This window comes from Sphingobium sp. (assembly GCF_041987595.1).
Lineage (GTDB): Bacteria > Pseudomonadota > Alphaproteobacteria > Sphingomonadales > Sphingomonadaceae > Sphingobium.
On the sequence record NZ_JBHIWJ010000045.1, the window covers coordinates 1 to 18,585 of the forward strand.

22 protein-coding genes are annotated in these 18,585 nt (G+C 65.0%); 12 read left to right on the forward strand and 10 right to left on the reverse strand.

Going from position 1 to position 18,585, the window contains the following annotated elements; all coding sequences use genetic code 11:
- From ACFC3J_RS12820 to ACFC3J_RS12830, 3 genes are all read right to left on the reverse strand, one after another.
- Positions 1–1,797: autotransporter assembly complex family protein (locus ACFC3J_RS12820; protein WP_375196558.1), on the reverse strand; the 1,797-nt coding region annotated here is incomplete at its 3' end.
- Between the two features lie 63 nt (positions 1,798–1,860).
- Entirely contained in the window at positions 1,861–2,331 is a 471-nt protein-coding gene (locus ACFC3J_RS12825; RefSeq protein ID WP_375196559.1) for a DUF1465 family protein, read from the reverse strand.
- A gap of 108 nt (positions 2,332–2,439) precedes the next feature.
- Entirely contained in the window at positions 2,440–2,619 is a 180-nt protein-coding gene (locus ACFC3J_RS12830) for a YdcH family protein (RefSeq protein WP_066561497.1), read from the reverse strand.
- 189 nt (positions 2,620–2,808) lie between these two features.
- Here ACFC3J_RS12830 and ACFC3J_RS12835 point away from each other — a divergent pair, with 189 nt between their 5' ends.
- Entirely contained in the window at positions 2,809–2,967 is a 159-nt protein-coding gene (locus tag ACFC3J_RS12835; RefSeq protein WP_007684009.1) for a YdcH family protein, read from the forward strand.
- 143 nt (positions 2,968–3,110) lie between these two features.
- Here ACFC3J_RS12835 and ACFC3J_RS12840 read toward each other — a convergent pair whose 3' ends face one another.
- From ACFC3J_RS12840 to ACFC3J_RS12855, 4 genes are all read right to left on the reverse strand, one after another.
- Entirely contained in the window at positions 3,111–3,476 is a 366-nt protein-coding gene (locus tag ACFC3J_RS12840; RefSeq protein ID WP_375196560.1) for a PilZ domain-containing protein, read from the reverse strand.
- A gap of 65 nt (positions 3,477–3,541) precedes the next feature.
- The gene (dksA, locus tag ACFC3J_RS12845) at positions 3,542–4,003 is read right to left on the reverse strand and encodes an RNA polymerase-binding protein DksA (protein ID WP_192666515.1); all 462 of its coding nucleotides are present in this window, start codon (positions 4,001–4,003) and stop codon (positions 3,542–3,544) included.
- Positions 4,004–4,605: 602 nt separating this feature from the next.
- Positions 4,606–5,322 carry a hypothetical protein gene (locus ACFC3J_RS12850; RefSeq protein ID WP_375196561.1) on the reverse strand — a complete coding sequence of 239 codons (717 nt, stop codon included), beginning with the start codon at positions 5,320–5,322 and terminating at the stop codon, positions 4,606–4,608.
- A gap of 102 nt (positions 5,323–5,424) precedes the next feature.
- On the reverse strand, positions 5,425–5,865 hold the full coding sequence (locus ACFC3J_RS12855; RefSeq protein ID WP_375196562.1) for a host attachment family protein: 441 nt from the start codon (positions 5,863–5,865) through the stop codon (positions 5,425–5,427).
- Between the two features lie 93 nt (positions 5,866–5,958).
- Between ACFC3J_RS12855 and serS the strand changes: the two genes are divergently transcribed.
- The 5 genes from serS (at position 5,959) to rimO (ending at position 11,652) form a co-directional block, all read left to right on the forward strand.
- Complete coding sequence (gene serS, locus ACFC3J_RS12860) at positions 5,959–7,236, forward strand: serine--tRNA ligase (RefSeq protein ID WP_375196563.1); 1,278 nt, start codon at positions 5,959–5,961, stop codon at positions 7,234–7,236.
- Between the two features lie 13 nt (positions 7,237–7,249).
- Positions 7,250–8,014, forward strand: coding sequence for a 5'/3'-nucleotidase SurE (surE, locus tag ACFC3J_RS12865; protein ID WP_375196564.1), 765 nt, complete (start codon positions 7,250–7,252; stop codon positions 8,012–8,014).
- A 150-nt stretch (positions 8,015–8,164) separates the two neighbouring features.
- Positions 8,165–9,178 carry a peptidoglycan DD-metalloendopeptidase family protein gene (locus ACFC3J_RS12870; protein ID WP_375196565.1) on the forward strand — a complete coding sequence of 338 codons (1,014 nt, stop codon included), beginning with the start codon at positions 8,165–8,167 and terminating at the stop codon, positions 9,176–9,178.
- Positions 9,179–9,207: 29 nt separating this feature from the next.
- Complete coding sequence (locus tag ACFC3J_RS12875; RefSeq protein ID WP_375196566.1) at positions 9,208–10,233, forward strand: potassium channel family protein; 1,026 nt, start codon at positions 9,208–9,210, stop codon at positions 10,231–10,233.
- A 36-nt stretch (positions 10,234–10,269) separates the two neighbouring features.
- On the forward strand, positions 10,270–11,652 hold the full coding sequence (gene rimO, locus ACFC3J_RS12880; RefSeq protein ID WP_375196567.1) for a 30S ribosomal protein S12 methylthiotransferase RimO: 1,383 nt from the start codon (positions 10,270–10,272) through the stop codon (positions 11,650–11,652).
- Between the two features lie 6 nt (positions 11,653–11,658).
- Here rimO and ACFC3J_RS12885 read toward each other — a convergent pair whose 3' ends face one another.
- A complete protein-coding gene (locus ACFC3J_RS12885) occupies positions 11,659–12,504 on the reverse strand; it encodes a DUF4163 domain-containing protein (protein WP_375196568.1) in 846 nt (281 codons plus the stop codon).
- Positions 12,504–12,707, reverse strand: coding sequence for a hypothetical protein (locus ACFC3J_RS12890; protein ID WP_375196569.1), 204 nt, complete (start codon positions 12,705–12,707; stop codon positions 12,504–12,506). The genes ACFC3J_RS12885 and ACFC3J_RS12890 overlap by 1 nt, the downstream gene beginning before the upstream one ends.
- A 141-nt stretch (positions 12,708–12,848) precedes the next feature.
- Here ACFC3J_RS12890 and ACFC3J_RS12895 point away from each other — a divergent pair, with 141 nt between their 5' ends.
- From ACFC3J_RS12895 to argC, 4 genes are all read left to right on the forward strand, one after another.
- On the forward strand, positions 12,849–14,246 hold the full coding sequence (locus ACFC3J_RS12895; RefSeq protein ID WP_375196570.1) for a M17 family metallopeptidase: 1,398 nt from the start codon (positions 12,849–12,851) through the stop codon (positions 14,244–14,246).
- Positions 14,247–14,309: 63 nt separating this feature from the next.
- A complete protein-coding gene (locus tag ACFC3J_RS12900) occupies positions 14,310–14,717 on the forward strand; it encodes a MarR family winged helix-turn-helix transcriptional regulator (RefSeq protein ID WP_375196571.1) in 408 nt (135 codons plus the stop codon).
- Positions 14,677–15,585, forward strand: coding sequence for a C40 family peptidase (locus ACFC3J_RS12905; RefSeq protein ID WP_375196572.1), 909 nt, complete (start codon positions 14,677–14,679; stop codon positions 15,583–15,585). The genes ACFC3J_RS12900 and ACFC3J_RS12905 overlap by 41 nt, the downstream gene beginning before the upstream one ends.
- Positions 15,582–16,526, forward strand: coding sequence for an N-acetyl-gamma-glutamyl-phosphate reductase (gene argC, locus ACFC3J_RS12910; protein WP_375196573.1), 945 nt, complete (start codon positions 15,582–15,584; stop codon positions 16,524–16,526). The genes ACFC3J_RS12905 and argC overlap by 4 nt, the downstream gene beginning before the upstream one ends.
- Before the next feature lie 45 nt (positions 16,527–16,571).
- Here the strand turns inward: argC and ACFC3J_RS12915 are convergent, their stop codons facing one another.
- Positions 16,572–16,781 carry a hypothetical protein gene (locus ACFC3J_RS12915; RefSeq protein WP_192666502.1) on the reverse strand — a complete coding sequence of 70 codons (210 nt, stop codon included), beginning with the start codon at positions 16,779–16,781 and terminating at the stop codon, positions 16,572–16,574.
- A 219-nt stretch (positions 16,782–17,000) separates the two neighbouring features.
- Here ACFC3J_RS12915 and ACFC3J_RS12920 point away from each other — a divergent pair, with 219 nt between their 5' ends.
- Entirely contained in the window at positions 17,001–17,171 is a 171-nt protein-coding gene (locus ACFC3J_RS12920; protein ID WP_375196574.1) for a hypothetical protein, read from the forward strand.
- A gap of 60 nt (positions 17,172–17,231) precedes the next feature.
- A complete protein-coding gene (locus ACFC3J_RS12925; RefSeq protein ID WP_375196575.1) occupies positions 17,232–18,560 on the forward strand; it encodes a PQQ-dependent sugar dehydrogenase in 1,329 nt (442 codons plus the stop codon).
- The last annotated feature ends 25 nt before the right edge of the window (positions 18,561–18,585 follow it).

Genomic DNA, 18,585 nt, shown 5'->3' on the forward strand with positions numbered 1-18,585 from the left:
GCCGATCGCCTGATAGCCATAGCCGCGCACCGACGCGCCGCCGCCCGCATAGAAGCGCCGCGAGGGCGCGATCCGATCAACGGTGGACCCCAAAATGGTGCCGAAGCGGGCGCGGGCGGCCAGCACGACCCGGTCGGTCATCGGCTGATAGACGCTGCCGTCCACCTGCACGCGGGCATAGGCGAAGGTGCTGTTCTGGAAGGACAGCTCCGGACTGAACCGGCCGCCCAGACGGAAGCCCTTCGTCGGATTCAGCAGGTCGTCGCTGCCGTCATAGGTGAGGCTGAGCGGGACGGCGCCGATGAAGAAGGTGCGGCGATTGCCGTTGCTGAACGCATCGGCTTCGTCCGAAGCGATGAGTTCGCCGCCCACGCGCCACACCCATTTTTTCTGGAACAGGATGTTGGTCTGCCGCTCCAGCGATCCCGACAGGGTGACGGTGCGCGCATCATAGGCGTCGCGCTTGATGTTGCTGACCGACAACAGGCCGGTCAGCACATTGTCGCGGCGGCGGAAATTGTTGCGGCGATAGGTGAAGGAGGCCGTCTGCTCCTGCGTCCCCAGAACGCCGCGCAACGTCACGGAGCCTTCCGGCGGGAAGAAATTTCGGTGTGCCCAGCTGACTTCGGCGCGATAGCCTTCGCCCGTGCCATAGCCCAATTCGCCCGCGATGGTGCGCAGCGGCGCGGGCCGGGCGTCGATCGCCAGATCGACATGCTCGCCGTCGCCCGCATCTCTGGGCGTCATGCTGAGCGAGGAGACGAGGCCGGTCGCGACCAAAGCCTGCCGCAGATCCTCGACGTCCGAAGCCATATAGGTGTCGCCCGGATGGAAACGGGCGATGCGCTGGACATGGCGGGCGCTGAACAGGCTTTCGTCCGCCATGACGATCTTGCCGAAGGTGCGATAGGCGCCGGGGTTGACGACGATGTCGAGATCGCCCTTGCGCTCCTCATGGTCGATCCGGACTTCGGGTTCCGCGACCATGCCGAAGGGGAAGCCGTTTTCGGCCAGCGCCACGGCGAGCGTCTCCTGCCCGGCGAGGATGGCGTCGGCATCGACCGGGTCGCCCGGCCTGGGCGGGAACGCGGCGCGCAGCTTCGGTTCGCGCTCGCCGGTGGTTTCCAGACCCTGCACGTCTACCGAGGACAGCAGGTAACGGTTGCCCGGCACGATGCGGAAGGTGACGGCCAGCCGGTCGCTGCCGGCCGGAGGGGCGGCCACCGCGCCGCGGACGCGGGCGGCATAATAGCCCTTGGCGCGCAGCAGCCGGTCGAGAAGATCGCTGTCTTCCTTGATGCGGCGGTTGATCTGGGCAAGGTTGGCGGGCTTGCCCTCCCCCAGATGCAGCACCGACAGTTCGTTGAAACGGGTGTTGAACTGGGCGTCCGCAATCTCCTCCACCCCGGTCAGCGTCACGGTGTAACGGCGCTCCTCCCCGACATCGGTGAAGGTCGTCGCTTCTTCCGCCGGCTCCTCCGCCGGTTCCGGGGCCGCGAGTTGCGCGGGCGGCTCTGCCGTGGCGGTCGACGTGCCCGTCTGCGGCACTTCGACCATCGGGGTCATGCTGTCGGGCTGGCCCATATCCGGCCAATCCACTCCGATGTCGGGCATGGGAGCGAGCGGGGAATCAAGCGGCTGGTCCGGATCGGGCCGGTCCTGAACCGGCTGGGCGCCAGTCTGCGCCGCCGTCTGCGCATGAGCGACGGGCGCGAACAGCAGCAGCGGCGCGAGGATCAGCCGGGCAGCTTGCGGAAGGCCTGAAATGCGGCAGCAGGTCCGCAAACCGGTGTTCATGGCGCTATCTAGAGCAATATCCACGGGAAATGCCAGCCCCGAAGATAGCGGCGGGGCAATCCGTTAGAAGGCGGTGTTAAGCCGCTCCATCAGAGCGCGGGCCGGGCTGGACTCGATCTGCGCGCGGGGACGGACCATGCGGTCCTGCAACCGGGCAACCCGTTCATAAAGATCCTGGCTGGCCTCGATCAGCGCGCGGGCAGCGAAAGGGAAGGTCACGGCCAGGGCGGGATCGGTGCTGGCGGCATGGCCCAGCCGGTATTTCTCGTCCAGCATTTCCGCATCGCCCAGTTCCCCGCGCTGCCACGCGCGTTGACTGAGCAGCCAGGCGATGATGTGCATCAGGCGCGTCGTGACCTTCAGCGATTCACAGGCAAAGGCCACGCGGCGGAGCGGATCCTCCATCTCCGCGTCGCCGCCTTCGCGCATGTCGAAATAGGCGCGCGCTTCGTCGGCCATGACCATGGCTTCGACATAGAGTCCATCGACCAGGCGCCGGTGCATGCCCGGGTCAAGAGAAGCGGCGAGATACATGGCCGATATGTGACATAAGCGGGACCCGTTGTCAGGCCCGATGGCGGCCGTTAACCTAAGAATTGTCTCATTCAGGGCCGGTTGACGACGCGTTAACCATCAATGCGTTCAGGCAATGATGTCGGGGACGAGCTGGTCTTCCAGCAGAGCCATTTCATCGCGCAGCCGCAATTTCCGCTTTTTGAGACGCGCAATCTGCATCTGGTCGCCGGAACCGGAGTCGACCAGCGCCGCGATGGCGCCGTCCAGATCGCGATGCTCGATTCGCAGCAGTTCCAGCCGACGCATGATGTCTTCCCGGCTCACCGCACACCTACTTTCACAACCAATACTGTCCCGTCGTCCTGATAGCCCGGCCGACCGGCACGGACCATCGCAAATTTAAATGCGGCCCATCGCAAAGCGCGAATCGCGCGAAGACAAAGCCCGCGAATCATGATCTACTCGCTCATCCATCACCCTCGTAAGGAGAATGTCATGGAAAATAGCCACATTTCAGCTCTTTCGGCCAAGCATGCAGGGCTTGAGGCGCGAATCAAGGCGGAGACAAGTCGTCCGATGCCTGATGCGATCCTTGTCGCCTCGCTCAAGAAGCAGAAGCTTCGGCTGAAGGAGGAAATGGAGGCGCAGCACTGACAGCCGGTGACGCCTGAGTGAAAGGCATGGATCAGCGGTCCCTTGCCGCTGATCCAGCCCTTCCCTTTTCGGGAATGACGGATGGCAAGGCGACACGAACGCCCCGGGGCCTAAAGGCCCGGCGGGGCTGTTTTTCTGGGAACTCAGCGCGTGAGACGGCGCTGGCGCAGATAGTCGGGAATGGCGCTGCGCGAGTCGTGAACCGATATGGGGCGGCGTGCCAGTTGCGGATCGATTTCCACGTCAAATGCAATACCGATGCGATCATCCCGCGACCAGACGACCGAACCGCGGACCTGCCCTATTCCACGCAGGTCAAACTGAACCCGCAGACCCGCCGGGACGCCCCGCTCGCAATCCGCCATCAGGCCACTGGCCGACAGATTCCGCACGCGGGCGCGGCCCAGCGGCGTTCCATCAATGGAAGACAGATTCGTGAGCAGGAACAGGCTGTCGCGTGGCCCTGAACGGGCCGGGCCACGGCCAGCATTTTCCTGATTCTCATCCATGAACGACGCCCTGCATGTATCACTGCTTTCGCAAGTGACCTTGCCATCGGCCCATGGACAAAAGGTTAATCGTCGCGAGAGACCTTTTCCTGCCGCTCGTGCCGTTCCTGCGCCTCCACCGTCATCGTGGCGATCGGACGCGCCTCCAGACGGCCCAGCGAAATCGGTTCGCCGGTCACTTCGCAATAGCCATATTCGCCATCGTCGATTCGGCGGAGCGCCGCGTCGATCTTTGAAATGAGCTTGCGCTGACGGTCACGGGTGCGCAGTTCGATCGACCAGTCCGTCTCGCTCGATGCGCGATCGTTGAGGTCGGGCTCACGCAGCGGCTCGTTCTGAAGGACGGCCAGCGTGCCTTCCGCTTCGGCCAGGATCTGCTTTTTCCAGTCCCACAGTTTCTGCCGGAAATATTCCAGCTGGAGCGGATTCATGAACTCTTCGTCTGCAGAGGGACGATAGTCGGGGGGGAGTGTTACTGCCGATTTGGGCGGGTTATGGCCGTTATCGGAATTCAGGACCGATGCCATCTGGCTCTCCGACTCGCGGGACCCCCGATGCTGAAAGTGCCGGGGTATCCGTGGCTTGTGATTGACGGCGCGTAATAGCCACCGGCAAGGTCGGACACAAGCGGGCAATCTGTGATCCGGCGCATCGATCGCGCGGCGCACCGTCCCTGCTCTCCGCCCGGACTCCCGGAAAGCAGTGAGTCCGGCATGCCGCGCGGATTACCGGCCGCCCGCTGAATAAATAGGACCAGCTGCATTTACCCGGCGGTCAGCCGCCGTCTCACTATGGGACGTTAACCATTTTAGTTCATGATTTGTTAGAATTTATCTCGACTTGGAGCCTCTATTCAGAGTTAACGCCATTGAAGTTAACGCTTTATTTTGCGTTGTTAGACATATGGATCGGCCCGAAAGTCGTTACCGCCCCCTGGCGAGGTAACGAGGTGGGGGCACGGCAAGATAACAAGAGTGGAACCTATGTCGGTACGGATGGCATTGGCTAAATTATGCGCTTGCGCCGCTGGCGGGGCAATTATCGGCGGTGGCGCGGTCCATGTCGCCGAAAGCGCCCGTCCGGCCGTGGTTCACAGCACCAAGAGCACCAAGGCCGCGCCGCGCCGCCACTATGCCGCGCGCACGGTGAAGCGGGTCCGGACGGTGACGTCCTGCGCGCCGCAGACGGTGACGGTGACGAGCCAGGCCGCACCCATCCCCATGCCGCCGGCCCCGGCCGAAATGCCTGTCATGTCCGGCGGCGGGGCGCCGGCGCCCATCGTGATGGCGGGTGGCCCCGGCTTTGGCGGCGGCGGCTTTATCGGCGGCTTCTTTGGCGGCAGCGGCGGTTCCAGCGGCGGATCGGTGGTGATTTCATCGACCAGCAGTTCAACCGGCGGCATCACCAGTTCGACCAGCTCGACCACCGGCGGCGTATCGACATCCACGGGCGGGGTTTCGACCTCTACCGGAGGCGTCTCCACCTCGACCTCTTCCGGCAACGTCTCCACTTCGTCGGGCAACGTGTCGACGTCGAGCGGCAACGTCACCAGCAGCTCGTCTTCGTCCAGCTCCAGCTCCTCCTCTTCTTCCAGCTCCTCTTCATCCAGTTCGAGCGGCGGCCACGCCAGTTCGACCGGGTCCAGCGGGTCCAGCTCCTCCTCGGGGGGATCGTCGAGCACCAGTTCGGGGGCGACCAGCTCTTCGTCGAGCAGTTCCAGCTCCTCCTCTTCTTCCTCTTCCAGTTCGTCCGGCGGCGACCACCATCCGCCGCCGCCGACCGATGTTCCGGCGCCGCCCATGGTGCTGCTGTTCGGCGCCGGAGCCGCGGCGCTGCTGGCGCGCAAGCGGTTCTCCCGCCGCACGGCTGCCGTCGAAGGCGCAGAGGGTTAACAGCGGGGCGATCCGGCCGGACGGCTTCGGGGGAAGCGCCGGCCGGATTTCGCCCATCAACTTGCGACGATGATCCGCTCGATTTCCGGCACGGGGTGATTCGAGAGATCCTTGGCGATCTCCCCCACCAGCCGGTTTTGCACTTCCTTGTGATAATGTTTGCGCATTTCGCCCAGCGCAGCAGGCGGCGCGACGACGATCAGCTTGTCATAGTCCTGCGCCAGCGCCCGGCGGTTGAGAAGCTGGGCCGCCTCTGCGGCGAAGCGCGTCTCTTCCAGCTCGTGAAAGTCGGTCTGTTCCATCGAACTGCGGTGGCTGCCCACGGAGTTGAAAGCGCGGCCCGGTGCATCTGAGGCCTGATCCCGGTCATAGGGATTGTCCTGCACCTTCACCGCTTCTGCCTCCAGATTGGGCGCCATCCGATCGCCCCGGTTGCGGAAGAACAGCATCTTGCGGCCATCCGCCACAAGCACCATCGCGTCATGATCAATCAGCATGATCCCGGCTCCTTTCCCGTTATGCTTGTACCACGAACGGGCGGCGGCGTGCAGGGTTGCGCGGTTCGTCGCGGAACGGCATAGGGCTGGCCCATGCATGACATTCGTTTCCTTCGCGAAAATCCCGCCGCTTTCGACGCCGGATTGGCCCGGCGCGGGCTTGAACCCCTGAGCGCAGGGCTGCTGGCGCTGGACGAGCGGAGTCGCGCCATCAAGACCGAGCTGCAACAGGGGCAGGCCCGCCGCAATGAGGCGAGCAAGGCCATCGGTCAGGCGATGGCGCAAAAAGACATGGAAAGGGCCGAAGCGCTGAAGGCCGAGGTGGCTGCGCTCAAGGATCGGCTGCCCGCGCTGGAGGCGGAAGACCGCGAGGTGGGGGACGCTCTGACGGCGAAGCTGGCGGCGATCCCCAACCTGCCTGCCGACGACGTCCCGCTGGGCGAGGACGAAACGGCCAATGTCGAGGTGGCGCGCTGGGGCCAGCCGAGGACCTTTGCCTTCGCGCCGCAGGATCACGCCGATTTCGGACCGGCGCTGGGGCTGGATTTCGAGGGCGGCGCGGCGCTGTCCGGCGCCCGCTTCACCGCGCTGCGCGGGCAGATGGCGCGGCTGCACCGGGCGCTGGCGCAATATATGCTGAACCGCCAGTCGGGCGAGAATGGTTATGACGAGGTCAATCCGCCGCTGCTGGTGCGCGATGAGGCGCTGTTCGGCACCGGGCAGTTGCCGAAATTTGCCGAGGACCTGTTCCAGACGACCGATGGCCGCTGGCTGATCCCGACGGCGGAAGTCTCGCTCACCAACCTCGTGCGCGAACAGATCGTGCCGGTGGAAAGCCTGCCGCTGCGCCTGACCGCCCTTACCCCCTGTTTCCGGTCGGAAGCGGGTTCGGCGGGGCGCGACACGCGCGGTTTCATCCGTCAGCACCAGTTCGAAAAAGTGGAACTTGTCGCGATCTGCAAGCCCGAGGAGTCGGAAGCCGAGCATGAGCGCATGTGCGCCGCGGCCGAGGGCATATTGCAGGCGCTGGGCCTGCCCTATCGCAAGATGCTGCTCTGCACCGGCGACATGGGTTTCGGGGCGCGCAAGACCTGGGATCTGGAAGTCTGGCTGCCGAGCCAGCAGACCTATCGCGAGATCAGCTCGGTCTCCAATTGCGGCGATTTTCAGGCGCGGCGGATGAATGCCCGCTACAAGCCCGAAGGGGAGAAGCAGACGCGTTTCCTGCATACGCTGAACGGGTCCGGGCTGGCCGTGGGCCGCACGCTGGTCGCGGTGCTGGAAAATTACCAGCAGGAGGACGGCAGCGTCATCGTGCCGGAAGTGCTGGCGCCCTATATGGGTGGCCTGTCGCGGTTGCGGCCGCTGTAAGAGACGCAAAGCCATGCGCATCCTTCTCACCAATGACGATGGCGTTCATGCGCCTGGTCTGGCCGTGCTGGAGGAGATTGCGCGGACGATCTCCGACGACATCTGGATCGTCGCCCCCAGCGAGGAGCAGTCAGGCGCCGGGCATAGCCTGACGCTGACGCGGCCGCTGCGCATCCGGCAGCACGGCGAGAGACATTACAGCGTCACCGGCACGCCGACCGATGCGGTGATGATGGCTGTCGGGCATCTGATGAAGGATGCCCGGCCCGATCTGCTGCTGTCGGGCGTCAATCGCGGGGCCAATCTGGCGGAGGACGTGACCTATTCGGGCACCGTGTCCGCCGCGATGGAGGGCGCGATTTCCGGGATCAAGTCGATCGCGCTCAGTCAGGTCTACGCCCGCGAGGGCATGGGCGACGCTGTGCCTTTCGCGGCGGCGCGGGCATGGGGCGAACGGGTGTTGCGGCCGCTGATCGCCATGCCCGCCAGTCCCCGGCTGCTGTTCAACGTGAATTTTCCGGCGATCGAGCCGGAAGCGGTGAAGGGCATCCGCGTCGCGCGGCAGGGCTTTCATGACGTCGATCGCACGAAGATCATCGAAGGGACCGACCCGCGCGGCTATCCCTATTATTGGTTCGGGCTGGGTAAAAGCGATGCCGTGCCCGAAGGCAGCGACCTCGCCGCCATCGCCGAGGGTTATGTGACGGTGACGCCGCTGCATTATGATCTGACACAGGACAGCGCCATGGCGGCGACGGCGCAGGCTTTCGGGGTTTAGGCCTGGACGGGGTTTTGGGTGGTTTCATGACACTCCCCCCAATCCGTAACCGCAGCGGAGGCCGGGATGACCGAATGTGACCGATTTTCACGCCTTGCAATTCCCCGCAAACTCTAGCCACGCTCCGCCGACGCAGCTAGATACGCGGCGATGCCGCGTATCTCCCTTTCCCTCATCCTCGCCCTTTCCCCTCTCCTGCTGGCCGCCAATGAAGCGCCACGGCGTATTCCGGGCCTGGTCCTGCCCACAGTCATTGAGGAACAGCCGGTCTGGAACGCGCAGCAGGTCGTCCCGCATGCGCAGGAGGTCGCTGCCTCGCTTTACGTCGTCAAACCGGGCGAAACCCTGCTGGGCGTCAGCAACCGCAGCGGCGCGGGGGCGCAGGTCATTGCGGAAGCCAACCGGCTGGCGCCGCCCTATGCCCTGCGGGCCGGACAGAAACTGCGCATTCCCGCCGGACGCTATCATCAGGTGGCCGAGGGGGAGACGGGCATCGCCATCGCGGCGGCCTATGGCGTCAAATGGAGCCGGATCGTGGAGATCAACGGGCTGGGCGAACCCTTTGTGCTGCACAAGGGGCGGCGCCTGCTGCTGCCGGCAGATGCACCGCGCCGGGCGCCGACGATGGAAGAACGCGCCGCCGCCTTTCACATCGACATTGACGATGTGCTGACCGGCGGGCAGCCTGCCTCGCCTGTGGGCAAGCGTCCCCCCCTCCCGTCGCGGGAACCACGACCGCTCCCCGCCAATGTGCCGATCGCGACGCCCGGACGCTTTGCGGGCGAGTTCGTCTGGCCGGTGCGCGGGCCGCTGCTGGCCGCCTTTGGCCCCGGCGCGGGCGGCGTACGGAACAATGGCATCGACATCGCCGTTCCTGCCGGATCATCGATCCATGCGGCTGCCGATGGCGTGGTTGCCTATGCGGGCGACAAAGTGGCGGTATTCGGGGGCCTCATGCTGATCAACCATGGCGGCGGCTGGGTCAGTGTCTACGGTCATGCCAGCCGCGTCGATGTGGTGAGGGGGCAGAGGGTGACCAGGGGCCAGATTATCGGACTGTCGGGCGACACCGGCTATGCCAGCAAGCCCAAGCTGCATTTCGAGCTGCGCAAGGACCGGGTGCCCGTCGATCCCATCCGCCAGTTGCCCGCTCGCGTTCGGTGAGGATCGGCCCCGCCCGCCCGCCCGCGTCGATGACGGGCTTCTTGCGGCGGCGGTCGTCGCTTCCTGTCTGGGCGGATCTGGCATGGCGGGTGGCGCTGGTTTTCGGACTGATCGCTCTGGTGCTGTTGATTCACTGGCTGGGGCGCGACGGGCTGAAGGACAATCTCGACGACAATATCAGCTTTGTCGACGTGCTCTACTTTACCACCGTGACCGTGACGACGGTGGGCTATGGCGACATTGTGCCGGTCAGCCCGGAAGCCCGGCTGTTCGAGGCGCTGCTGGTGACGCCCATCCGGCTGTTCGTGTGGCTGATCTTCCTTGGAACCGCTTATAATCTCTTCTTTCGCAACATCCTCTACAGGTGGCGCATGGCTCGCATTCAGGCCGATCTGCACAATCATATCGTCGTGACCGGCTTTGGCACCAGCGGGAGCGAAGCGGTGCGGGAGTTGCTGGCGCGGGGCGTCGATCCCCGCGAGATCGTGGTGGTCGACCCGATCGAGAAAGCGCTGGCGGAGGCGGAGGCGCTGGGCTGCAACGTGCTGTGCGGCGATTCGACGCGGGACCGGACCCTGAAGAATGTGGCGATCCACCGGGCGCGGACGCTGATCGTATCCGCCGGGCGGGACGACACCTCGATCCTCATCACGCTGACGGCGCGGCATCTGGCCCCGCGCCTGCCGATCAGCATCGTCGTGCGCAACGAGGATAATGAACTGCCCGCTAGGCAGGCTGGCGCGACGACCGTGATCAATCCGGTGAGCTTTGCCGGGCTGCTGCTGGCGGGCAGCACCAGCGGCAGGCATATCGCCGATTATATGGCGGATCTTGCCGCATCGGGCGGGCGCGTGAAGCTGAACGAGCGCTTCGTCCTGCCCACCGAAATCGGCCATCCGCTTTCCGCCATCAGGACGGGGCTGGGCGTGCGCCTCTATCGCGAGGACCGCGCCATCGGCTTTTGGGAGGAAGGCGCGGACAGGCTCCAGACCGGCGATCTCATCATCGAGATCGTGCAGGGCGACGAGGCCGGGAAAGCCCGCGCGCCGTTCTGATTTTTGTTCCCCGTGACATTTGGCGCAAAAATCCCTATGTGCGCGCCGATCATGGCAACCAAAATTCCCGAAGCGCCGAAGGTCGGCATGGTGTCGCTGGGCTGTCCCAAGGCACTGGTCGACAGCGAGCGCATCCTGACCAAGCTGCGTTCCGACGGCTATCAGATGTCCGCCGACTATGCCGGCGCCGACGTCGTGCTGGTCAACACCTGCGGTTTTCTCGATTCGGCCAAGGAGGAATCGCTCGAAGCCATTGGCGAGGCGATCGCGGAAAATGGACGCGTTATCGTCACCGGCTGCATGGGCAATGAGGCGGAACTGATCCGGGCGAAATTCCCGCAGGTTCTGGCCGTCACCGGCGCGCATCAATATGAGGCGGTGGTGAATGCGGTGCATGAAGCCTCTCCGCCCGTGCCCAACGCCTTCGTCGATCTGGTGCCGGAGGGCGGCCTGAAGCTCACGCCGCGCCATTACAGCTATCTGAAGATCAGCGAAGGCTGCAACCACCGCTGCTCCTTCTGCATCATCCCCTCGCTGCGCGGCGATCTGGTGAGCCGCCGTGTCGACGCAGTGCTGCGCGAAGCGGAAAAGCTGGTGCATGCGGGGACGAAGGAACTGCTGATCATCAGCCAGGACACGTCGGCCTATGGCGTCGATACGCGGCATGAGACGCGCCAGTGGAAGGGCCGCGACGTCCGCGCCCACATGACCGATCTGGCCCGCGAGCTGGGGCAGTTGCGCACCGCCGAGGGCACCCCGCCATGGGTGCGGCTGCACTATGTCTATCCCTATCCGCATGTGGATCAGGTCATTCCGCTGATGGCCGAGGGGCTGCTGACCCCCTATCTCGACATTCCCTTCCAGCATGCTGCGCCTTCGGTGCTGAAGCTGATGAAGCGGCCCGCCAATGAAGCGAAGGTGCTGGACCGCATCCGCAAGTGGCGGGACATCTGCCCGGATATCGCGATCCGTTCGTCCTTCGTCGTGGGCTTTCCCGGCGAGACGGAAGCGGACTTCCAATATCTGCTCGACTGGCTGGACGAGGCGCAACTGGACCGCGTCGGCGCCTTCCGCTTCGAGCCGGTCGAGGGCGCTGCGGCCAACGACCTGCCCGACGCCGTGCCGGAAGAGGTCAAGGAAGAACGCTATCAGCGGATCATGGAAAAGACCGCCGCCATCAGCGCCGCCAGGCTGGCCGCCAAGGTCGGACGGGTGTTGCCGGTCATCATCGATGAGGTGGGCGAGCCGGACGAGGACGGCTCCGTCGGCGCCACGGCGCGCAGCCAGGCCGATGCGCCCGAGATCGACGGCAACGTCTTCCTGCGGGACGTGCGCGAAGGGGTGAAGACCGGCGATTTCCTCAACGTTCTGATCGAGGATGCCGACGATCACGACCTTTACGGGGTGCCGCAGGGCTGAGGCGGATCACTGCGCCTCGACGAAGGCGCCCTGATATTCGGTCCTGATCGCCTGACGCATGGCCGCGTCGACGGGCAGCGCGACATCGTAGCTGCCCTCGGCATAGGGTCCGGCGCTGTAGGGGCCGATGACGACCGTCACGCCGTCGATCAGCTTGCCGTCCTTTGACGTGGGCACCAGAACCTGTTGCATCGGGTCGATGCATTTGGTGAAATCATCGTCATTGGACCGCCTGACCGGCTCGCCCCGCTTTTCCATCCGCGCCTTGTCCAGCGCGTCGCAGAAGCGATCGCGAATGGCGGCAGCAAAGGCGGCGGGCGAGGTCATCAGGGCCGAAAAGGCGGTCTCGCGCTTGCGCTCCCTGTCCCAGAGCAGCGCGTCGTAGCCGGTCATGCCGTGCGCGCCGCCGGTGTAGACATAGGTTTCCGACTCGAGCGCAAGAAAGCGGGGCGTGTCCGCCTTGACCGTCCAACGGGTTTCCAGGCTATGCGCGTGGAAGGGAAAGCCCGAAGCTTTGGCGGCCTTCTGGTCCTCCCGCGCCATTTTCAGCGCATCCGCCTTCGATACCGTGCGTTGCCTGTCGAACTTTTCGACCAGAGCCGGGACCTGAGCAGCCTGCGCCGGATAGCTGTAGGCAAATTCCAGCAGGTCGGTTTTTTCTTTCTCCGCGAAGGCTTTGGCGGGCGGTGCAGGATCGGGCTGGCCCGACATGCGGTTCGCAAAGCCGGTCGCCGCCGCGTCGTTGCCGCCCTGATCCACGACCTCATGCTGCCCGGCGCCCGAACAGGCGCCAAGCAGCAGGACCGCCATGACGAACGGTCCCGTCATCCCCCTCCCCCCTGTGCAGCGCATCAGTGGGCCTTGGCCGCCGCCATGCACCGTTCGTTGACCGCCTTGCGCGTATAGCTACTCTGGAGCGCCGCGCCTGCATTGGGCCAGCCCTCCGCGATCAGCGCCTGCTCCACCGCATGCGCTCCGTCGAAACGCCCGCTTTCCGCCAACGCATAGGCGCGGGCGCGAAGGGCCTGGAGGCGGCCGTCGTCAGTGTGCATCATGATGACTCTCCTTCTTTATGGCTTGGTTCAATCTATGCCTGCGGGCCGGGATGCGCAAATGCTCTCAAGCCCGGCGGAGCCGAACAGGCGACGAAAAAATGCGCTTTTCATCCGCCCGGCCTTTGTTCAAACATCCGCGTCATGACCGATTTTTCCGACCTGCTCAAAGCCGACAACAATCAATCCGCCCGTTCGATCCAGATCATTGACGCATCGGGACTGGAGGCCTGGCTGGCCAGCCAGCCGGAGCGTGTCCGGAGCCTGCTCGCCGCGCAGAAATTCAGGGCCAAGGCGCATGAACACGCGATCGTGCCGGGCGATGGCCCGGCGGATTGGTCGGTGGTGGCCGGCGTCGCCTCCCGCGGGAAGCTGGGGGCATGGTGCCTTGCCAGGCTGGCCGAGACGCTGCCCGAGGGCACCTATCGCTTGACCGAAGGCGCGGCCGGCGCGGCGATGCTGGGGTGGCTGACCGCGCAATATCGCTTCGACCGCTATCGCAAGGAAGAGCCGGGCACGGGGGCGCGGATATTGCTGACCGGCGAGATTGCGCAGATCGAACCGATGGTCAGGCTGGCGGAAGCGGTCGCATTAGTCCGCGATCTGGTCAACACGCCCGCCGCCGACATGGGACCGGGCGAACTGGAAGCCGCCGCGCGCAAGGTGGCCGGGCGTTTCGACGCTGCATGCAAGGTCACGAAGGGCGACATGCTCGAACAGGGCTTTCCGATGATCCACGCGGTCGGCAAGGCGGCGGACAGAAGCTTCGCGCCGCGCCTGATCGAACTGCGCTGGGGCGATCCCAAGCATCCCAAGGTTGCCGTCGTGGGCAAGGGCATCTGCTTCGACAGCGGCGGACTCGACATCAAGCCGTCCGCCGCGATGCGCCTGATGAAGAAGGATATGGGCGGGGCGGCCCATGCGCTGGCGCTGGCGCAACTGATCATGGGCGCGCGCCTTCCGGTGCGCTTGCATCTGCTGATCCCCGCGGCGGAAAATGCGATTGCGGGCAATGCCTTCCGGCCCGGCGACATATTGCGGTCGCGCCAGGGACTGACGGTCGAGATCGGCAATACCGATGCCGAAGGGCGGCTGGTGCTGGGCGACGCCCTGACGCTGGCGGGGGAGGAGAATCCCGAACTCATCATCGATTATGCCACGCTGACCGGTGCGGCGCGGGTGGCGGTGGGTCCGGACCTGCCCGCTCTGTTCACCAACGACGATGCGCTGGCCGCCGGGCTGGAAGCGGCGGGCGGCGAGGTCGACGATCCGACCTGGCGCCTGCCTCTGTGGGACGGCTATGCCGATATGCTGAAGTCCGACGTTGCCGACATCAACAATGCGGGCGAAGGCGGCTTTGCGGGCGCCATCACCGCAGCCCTGTTCCTGAAGCGCTTCGTGCCGGAAAGCGCCCGATGGGTGCATCTGGACACATTTGCATGGCGCCCCTCTTCGCGGCCGGGACGGCCCAAGGGCGGCGAGGCGCTGGGTCTGCGCGCAGTCTTTCATATGCTGCAACAGCGTTATGACCATAAAAAGTAAAAAGAAAGCCGTTTCAGGCGGGCCGTTACGCAACCGGATTGGCCATCGTGCGTTACGGGGAACATGGATGCCCACTCTGCACAGGACCAGGCCACAGAGCTTAATCGCCCCGGCCTAAAGCCGCTCGGTCAATGGATGCGCACGCTGGTCGACTATGTGCGATCCGGCAAGCCTGATCTGACCAACCGGCAGATGGCGCTGATGCTGACCGTTTATATCGGCGCAGGGCCGCATACGGTCCGGGGACTCGCGGAGGCGCTTAACGTGTCGAAGCCCGTGATTACCCGCGCACTGAACAAATTATCGGCGCTCGGTTATCTGCGGCGGGAACGGGACTCCACCGATCGACGCAATATTTTCATCACCCGGACCCCAAAAGGGGCGGAATTTCTTGACGCCTTTCACCATTTCATCGCAGGAACCGGCCGCGATGAACGCCTCAACCTCTCCCACGCGGAACGCACCGCCTGAACGCATCCGATTCAAGCTGGACGGCCGGTCGGTCAAGCTCGACACGCGCACCCATGCGGCGCGCGGGGATCTGGCCGATCTGGCTTTGGCTGGGGTGCTGTTTTCCGCCCATTATGCGCGCGCGGTCGAACTGACCTGCGTGGCAGCCGGCACGCCGGTACTCTCCAGCGACACGCCAAAGGCCCAGGCCGTCAGCGAATTGCTGCGCGGCGAAAATTTCCATGCGCTGGATGTGACGGCGGAATGGGCCTGGGGCTTTTGCGGGCATGACGGCTATGTCGGCTATGTGCGGCGCGATGCGCTGGATGCGCGGGAGGTGACCAACAGCCGGATCATCACCGGCACGGCCCCCCTGTTCAGCGCGGCCGACATCAAGTCGCGCATTGCCGATTACTGGCCCCGCGGAGCGCTGTTCGCCGCCGAGGCTGAAGGCGACTTCTTCGCTTGCGCCGAGGGCTATGTGCACCAGCGCCATGTCGCCCCGATCGACGCCCTGGAAAGCGACTGGGTCGCGGTGGCGCAACGCTATCTTGGCCAGCCCTATGTCTGGGGCGGTCGCGGGCATCGCGGCGTCGATTGCTCCGGCCTTGTGCAGGTCGCGCTTGGCCAATGCGGCATCAAGGTGCCGCGCGACACCGACTTGCAGCGCGAGGGGATCGGTTCGCCGATCGCGCCCGACGCGCCGCTCCGACGAGGGGATTTCATCTTCTTTCCAGGCCATGTCGGCATCATGACCGACGGCGACCATCTACTGCATGCCAACGCGCATTGGATGAGCGTGGTGATCGAGCCTCTGGCCGACGTCGTCGGCCGTCTGGCGGCGGACCATGCGGACCCCATCATCGCGCGGCGGAGGATCAGCGCATGACACAGCATATTTTCATCGACGGCGGCGTCGGGACTACAGGACTTGAAATCAACGAGCGGCTGGCGGGCCGCCCGGAACTGTCGATCATCACGCTGGATGAGGACAGGCGCAAGGATGCAGCCGCGCGTCGCGATGCGCTGAATGCCGCGGATATCGTTATCCTCTGCCTGCCCGACGACGCGGCGCGCGAAGCGGTGGCGCTGATCGACAATGGCCGGACCCGCGTGATCGACGCTTCAACCGCGCACCGCGTCGCGGACGGCTGGACCTACGGCTTTGCCGAACTGGAACCGGGGCACCGGGAGAAGCTGGCCAATTCACGCTTCGTCGCCAATCCGGGGTGCTGGCCGACCGGCTTTCTGGCGCTGGTTCGGCCGCTGGTGCTGGCCGGGCTGCTGCCCGCCGACTGGCCGGTAACGGTGTCGGGCGCGTCAGGCTATTCGGGCGGCGGCAAGTCGATGATCGCCGAATATGAAGGCACGGATGGCGCGCCGAGCGCATTCCGGCCCTATGGTCTTACCCTGGCGCACAAGCATGGGCCGGAAATGCTGCGCTATTCGGGTTTGCAGCATCCCCCTCTGTTCGCGCCCGCCGTGGCCGATACCTATCGCGGCATGATCGTCGAGGTGCCGTTGCAGCTGCGCGCCATGCCCGGCGCGCCGTCGGTCAGGGATGTGCATGCTGCGCTGGCAGCGGCTTATGCGGGATCGCCGATCGTCAGCGTAGAGTCGCTGGAGGCCAGCGCGGGGATGGGGCAAGTCCGCCTGGAGCATGTCGGCGCGACCGACCGGCTCGCACTGTTCGTTTTCGGCAATGAAGGGACAGGTCAGGCGCGGCTGGTCGCGGCGCTCGACAATCTGGGCAAGGGCGCGGCGGGCGCGGCGGTGCAGAACCTCAACATTCTCGCCGGACTGCCCGAAACCGCTGGCCTGCGGCTTTAGAGCGTAAGTTCATCGGCGGGCGCCCCAACGGGCGCCCTTTTCCCGTCAATGAATCGTGCCGAGCGGCCCGTCATGCGTGAGCAGGACGATCATCCGCTCGATCTGCCGCCAGTGGCAGAAATGGATGAAATTCCCCCGGTCGCGGCTGCGGTCCGCACGCGCCGCCGCCTCATACCCCGCATTATCGCCAAAGAGCGCGATCAGTTCCGCCGCATCGTCATAGCTTTTGCGGCTGGACAGATATGGTATGTTCATCGCTAACCCCCCAAAAATATCCCGGCCCGGAAAAGGGGGTTTCAATCGCCGTGCCAGTTTCGCACTTCGACGGCATCCGGCGGCCCGAAAGAGTGAATGGCGGGTTAGCCAAGTCCCGCACTGGCACAATCGTCCAGCAATGGGACCCCTTCGTCCCGAAACGATGCGGTCAGGAAAGCCTGCTGGCATTGATCGTCCGTGCATGGCAAGGGGTTGCCGATGACGAAGAAGAAAAATCCGACCGGCGCGGGGGCGATCCTTGCATTGACGATCCTGGGGGGAGCGATCCTGGGGGGGATGATGGGCCAGCCTAGCATCGGCCTGCTGGCTGGGACCGGGCTGGGCATTGTCGTCGCCATCCTGCTATGGCTGAAAGAACGCGAGAAATAGCTTCATTTCCGGCCCTTGCCCGCCTTGCCGGGCGGGGCATCGCAGCATAAACGTGGTGCCATGAAGAAGCATCTGATTGCGCTCACTTTGGTCGTGCTGGTCCTGCTGGGCGGCGCCTTTCTCTATTTTTCGCGGGGCGATACCGCGCAGTTGCCGGATGGCGCGGATGTCGGCAGGGAGCCGGTCTTCACCGCCCCGCGCAGCGAGATGATCCCGACGATCAACGTCGCCGACGCCGTGCCGTGGAAGGCCGGGGAAAAGCCGGTTGCGGCCAAGGGCCTGCGCGTCGAACGCTTTGCCGACGGTCTCGACCATCCCCGTTCGCTGCTACGCCTGCCCAATGGCGACGTGCTGGTGGCGGAAACCAACAGCCCGGCGCGGCCGACGGGCGGCATCGTCAACCGGGTGATGAACTATCTGATGAACAAGGCGGGTGCGGGCGTGCCCTCGGCCAACCGCATCACCCTGCTGCGCGACGCCGATGGCGACGGCAGGGCGGAGACCAAAACCGCTTTCCTGACGGGACTGAACTCGCCCTATGGCATGGCGCTGATCGGGGACACGCTCTACGTCGCCAACACCGATGCGCTGATGGCCTTTCCCTATAAGGAAGGCGAAACGAAGATCAGCGACAAGGGGCGCAAGATCCTCAACCTCCCCGCGCAGGCGCCCAACATGCACTGGACGCGCAGTCTGGTCGCCAGTCCGCAGGGGCTGCTCTATGTCGGCGTGGGATCAAACAGCAATATCGGCGAAAATGATCTGGAGACGGAGGCCAATCGCGCCGCCGTCCTGGAGGTCAATCCCAGAACCGGCGACTATCGCATCTATGCTTCGGGCCTGCGCAACCCGGTAGGGCTTGCGTTCGAGCCGAAGAGCGGCGCGCTCTGGGGCGTGGTGAACGAGCGCGATATGCTGGGCAGCGATCTGGTGCCCGATTATCTGACGCGGGTGGAATTCGGCGCCTTCTATGGCTGGCCGTGGAATTATTGGGGCGGCTATGAGGACCGCCGGGTCCAGCCGCAGCGGCCGGAAATCCGCGAATATACCAAGCGTCCGGACTATGCGCTGGGCAATCATGTGGCGCCGCTGGGTCTCAGCTTTGCCGACAAGGTGACGTTAGGCCCGCCCTTTGTGAATGGGGCCTTTGTCGGGCTGCACGGCAGCTGGAACCGCAAGCCGGCGGCAGGCTATAAGGTGGTGTTCGTGCCCTTTGGCGACAATGGCGGAGCAGGAAAGGCCAGGCCGGTCGATGTGCTGACGGGCTTCCTAGGCACCAGGGGCGAGGCGCATGGCCGTCCGGTGGACGTCACCGCCGACGCCAAGGGCGCGCTGCTGGTCAGCGACGATGTGGGCAATGTCGTCTGGCGGGTGACGGCAGCGAAATAGAAGGCGCGGCGGGGCCGTGGCCCCG

Excerpts from the sequence above, each read along its gene's own strand:
- ACFC3J_RS12825 (WP_375196559.1), bottom strand. The coding sequence starts at position 2,331 with ATGTATCTCGCCGCTTCTCTTGACCCGGGCATGCACCGGCGCCTGGTC.
- ACFC3J_RS12830 (WP_066561497.1), bottom strand. The coding sequence starts at position 2,619 with ATGCGTCGGCTGGAACTGCTGCGAATCGAGCATCGCGATCTGGACGGC.
- ACFC3J_RS12835 (WP_007684009.1), top strand. The coding sequence starts at position 2,809 with ATGGAAAATAGCCACATTTCAGCTCTTTCGGCCAAGCATGCAGGGCTT.
- ACFC3J_RS12840 (WP_375196560.1), bottom strand. The coding sequence starts at position 3,476 with ATGGATGAGAATCAGGAAAATGCTGGCCGTGGCCCGGCCCGTTCAGGG.
- dksA (WP_192666515.1), bottom strand. The coding sequence starts at position 4,003 with ATGGCATCGGTCCTGAATTCCGATAACGGCCATAACCCGCCCAAATCG.
- ACFC3J_RS12855 (WP_375196562.1), bottom strand. The coding sequence starts at position 5,865 with ATGCTGATTGATCATGACGCGATGGTGCTTGTGGCGGATGGCCGCAAG.
- serS (WP_375196563.1), top strand. The coding sequence starts at position 5,959 with ATGCATGACATTCGTTTCCTTCGCGAAAATCCCGCCGCTTTCGACGCC.
- surE (WP_375196564.1), top strand. The coding sequence starts at position 7,250 with ATGCGCATCCTTCTCACCAATGACGATGGCGTTCATGCGCCTGGTCTG.
- ACFC3J_RS12870 (WP_375196565.1), top strand. The coding sequence starts at position 8,165 with ATGCCGCGTATCTCCCTTTCCCTCATCCTCGCCCTTTCCCCTCTCCTG.
- ACFC3J_RS12875 (WP_375196566.1), top strand. The coding sequence starts at position 9,208 with ATGACGGGCTTCTTGCGGCGGCGGTCGTCGCTTCCTGTCTGGGCGGAT.
- rimO (WP_375196567.1), top strand. The coding sequence starts at position 10,270 with ATGTGCGCGCCGATCATGGCAACCAAAATTCCCGAAGCGCCGAAGGTC.
- ACFC3J_RS12885 (WP_375196568.1), bottom strand. The coding sequence starts at position 12,504 with ATGCGCTGCACAGGGGGGAGGGGGATGACGGGACCGTTCGTCATGGCG.
- ACFC3J_RS12890 (WP_375196569.1), bottom strand. The coding sequence starts at position 12,707 with ATGATGCACACTGACGACGGCCGCCTCCAGGCCCTTCGCGCCCGCGCC.
- ACFC3J_RS12895 (WP_375196570.1), top strand. The coding sequence starts at position 12,849 with ATGACCGATTTTTCCGACCTGCTCAAAGCCGACAACAATCAATCCGCC.
- ACFC3J_RS12900 (WP_375196571.1), top strand. The coding sequence starts at position 14,310 with ATGGATGCCCACTCTGCACAGGACCAGGCCACAGAGCTTAATCGCCCC.
- ACFC3J_RS12905 (WP_375196572.1), top strand. The coding sequence starts at position 14,677 with ATGAACGCCTCAACCTCTCCCACGCGGAACGCACCGCCTGAACGCATC.
- argC (WP_375196573.1), top strand. The coding sequence starts at position 15,582 with ATGACACAGCATATTTTCATCGACGGCGGCGTCGGGACTACAGGACTT.
- ACFC3J_RS12915 (WP_192666502.1), bottom strand. The coding sequence starts at position 16,781 with ATGAACATACCATATCTGTCCAGCCGCAAAAGCTATGACGATGCGGCG.
- ACFC3J_RS12920 (WP_375196574.1), top strand. The coding sequence starts at position 17,001 with ATGACGAAGAAGAAAAATCCGACCGGCGCGGGGGCGATCCTTGCATTG.
- ACFC3J_RS12925 (WP_375196575.1), top strand. The coding sequence starts at position 17,232 with ATGAAGAAGCATCTGATTGCGCTCACTTTGGTCGTGCTGGTCCTGCTG.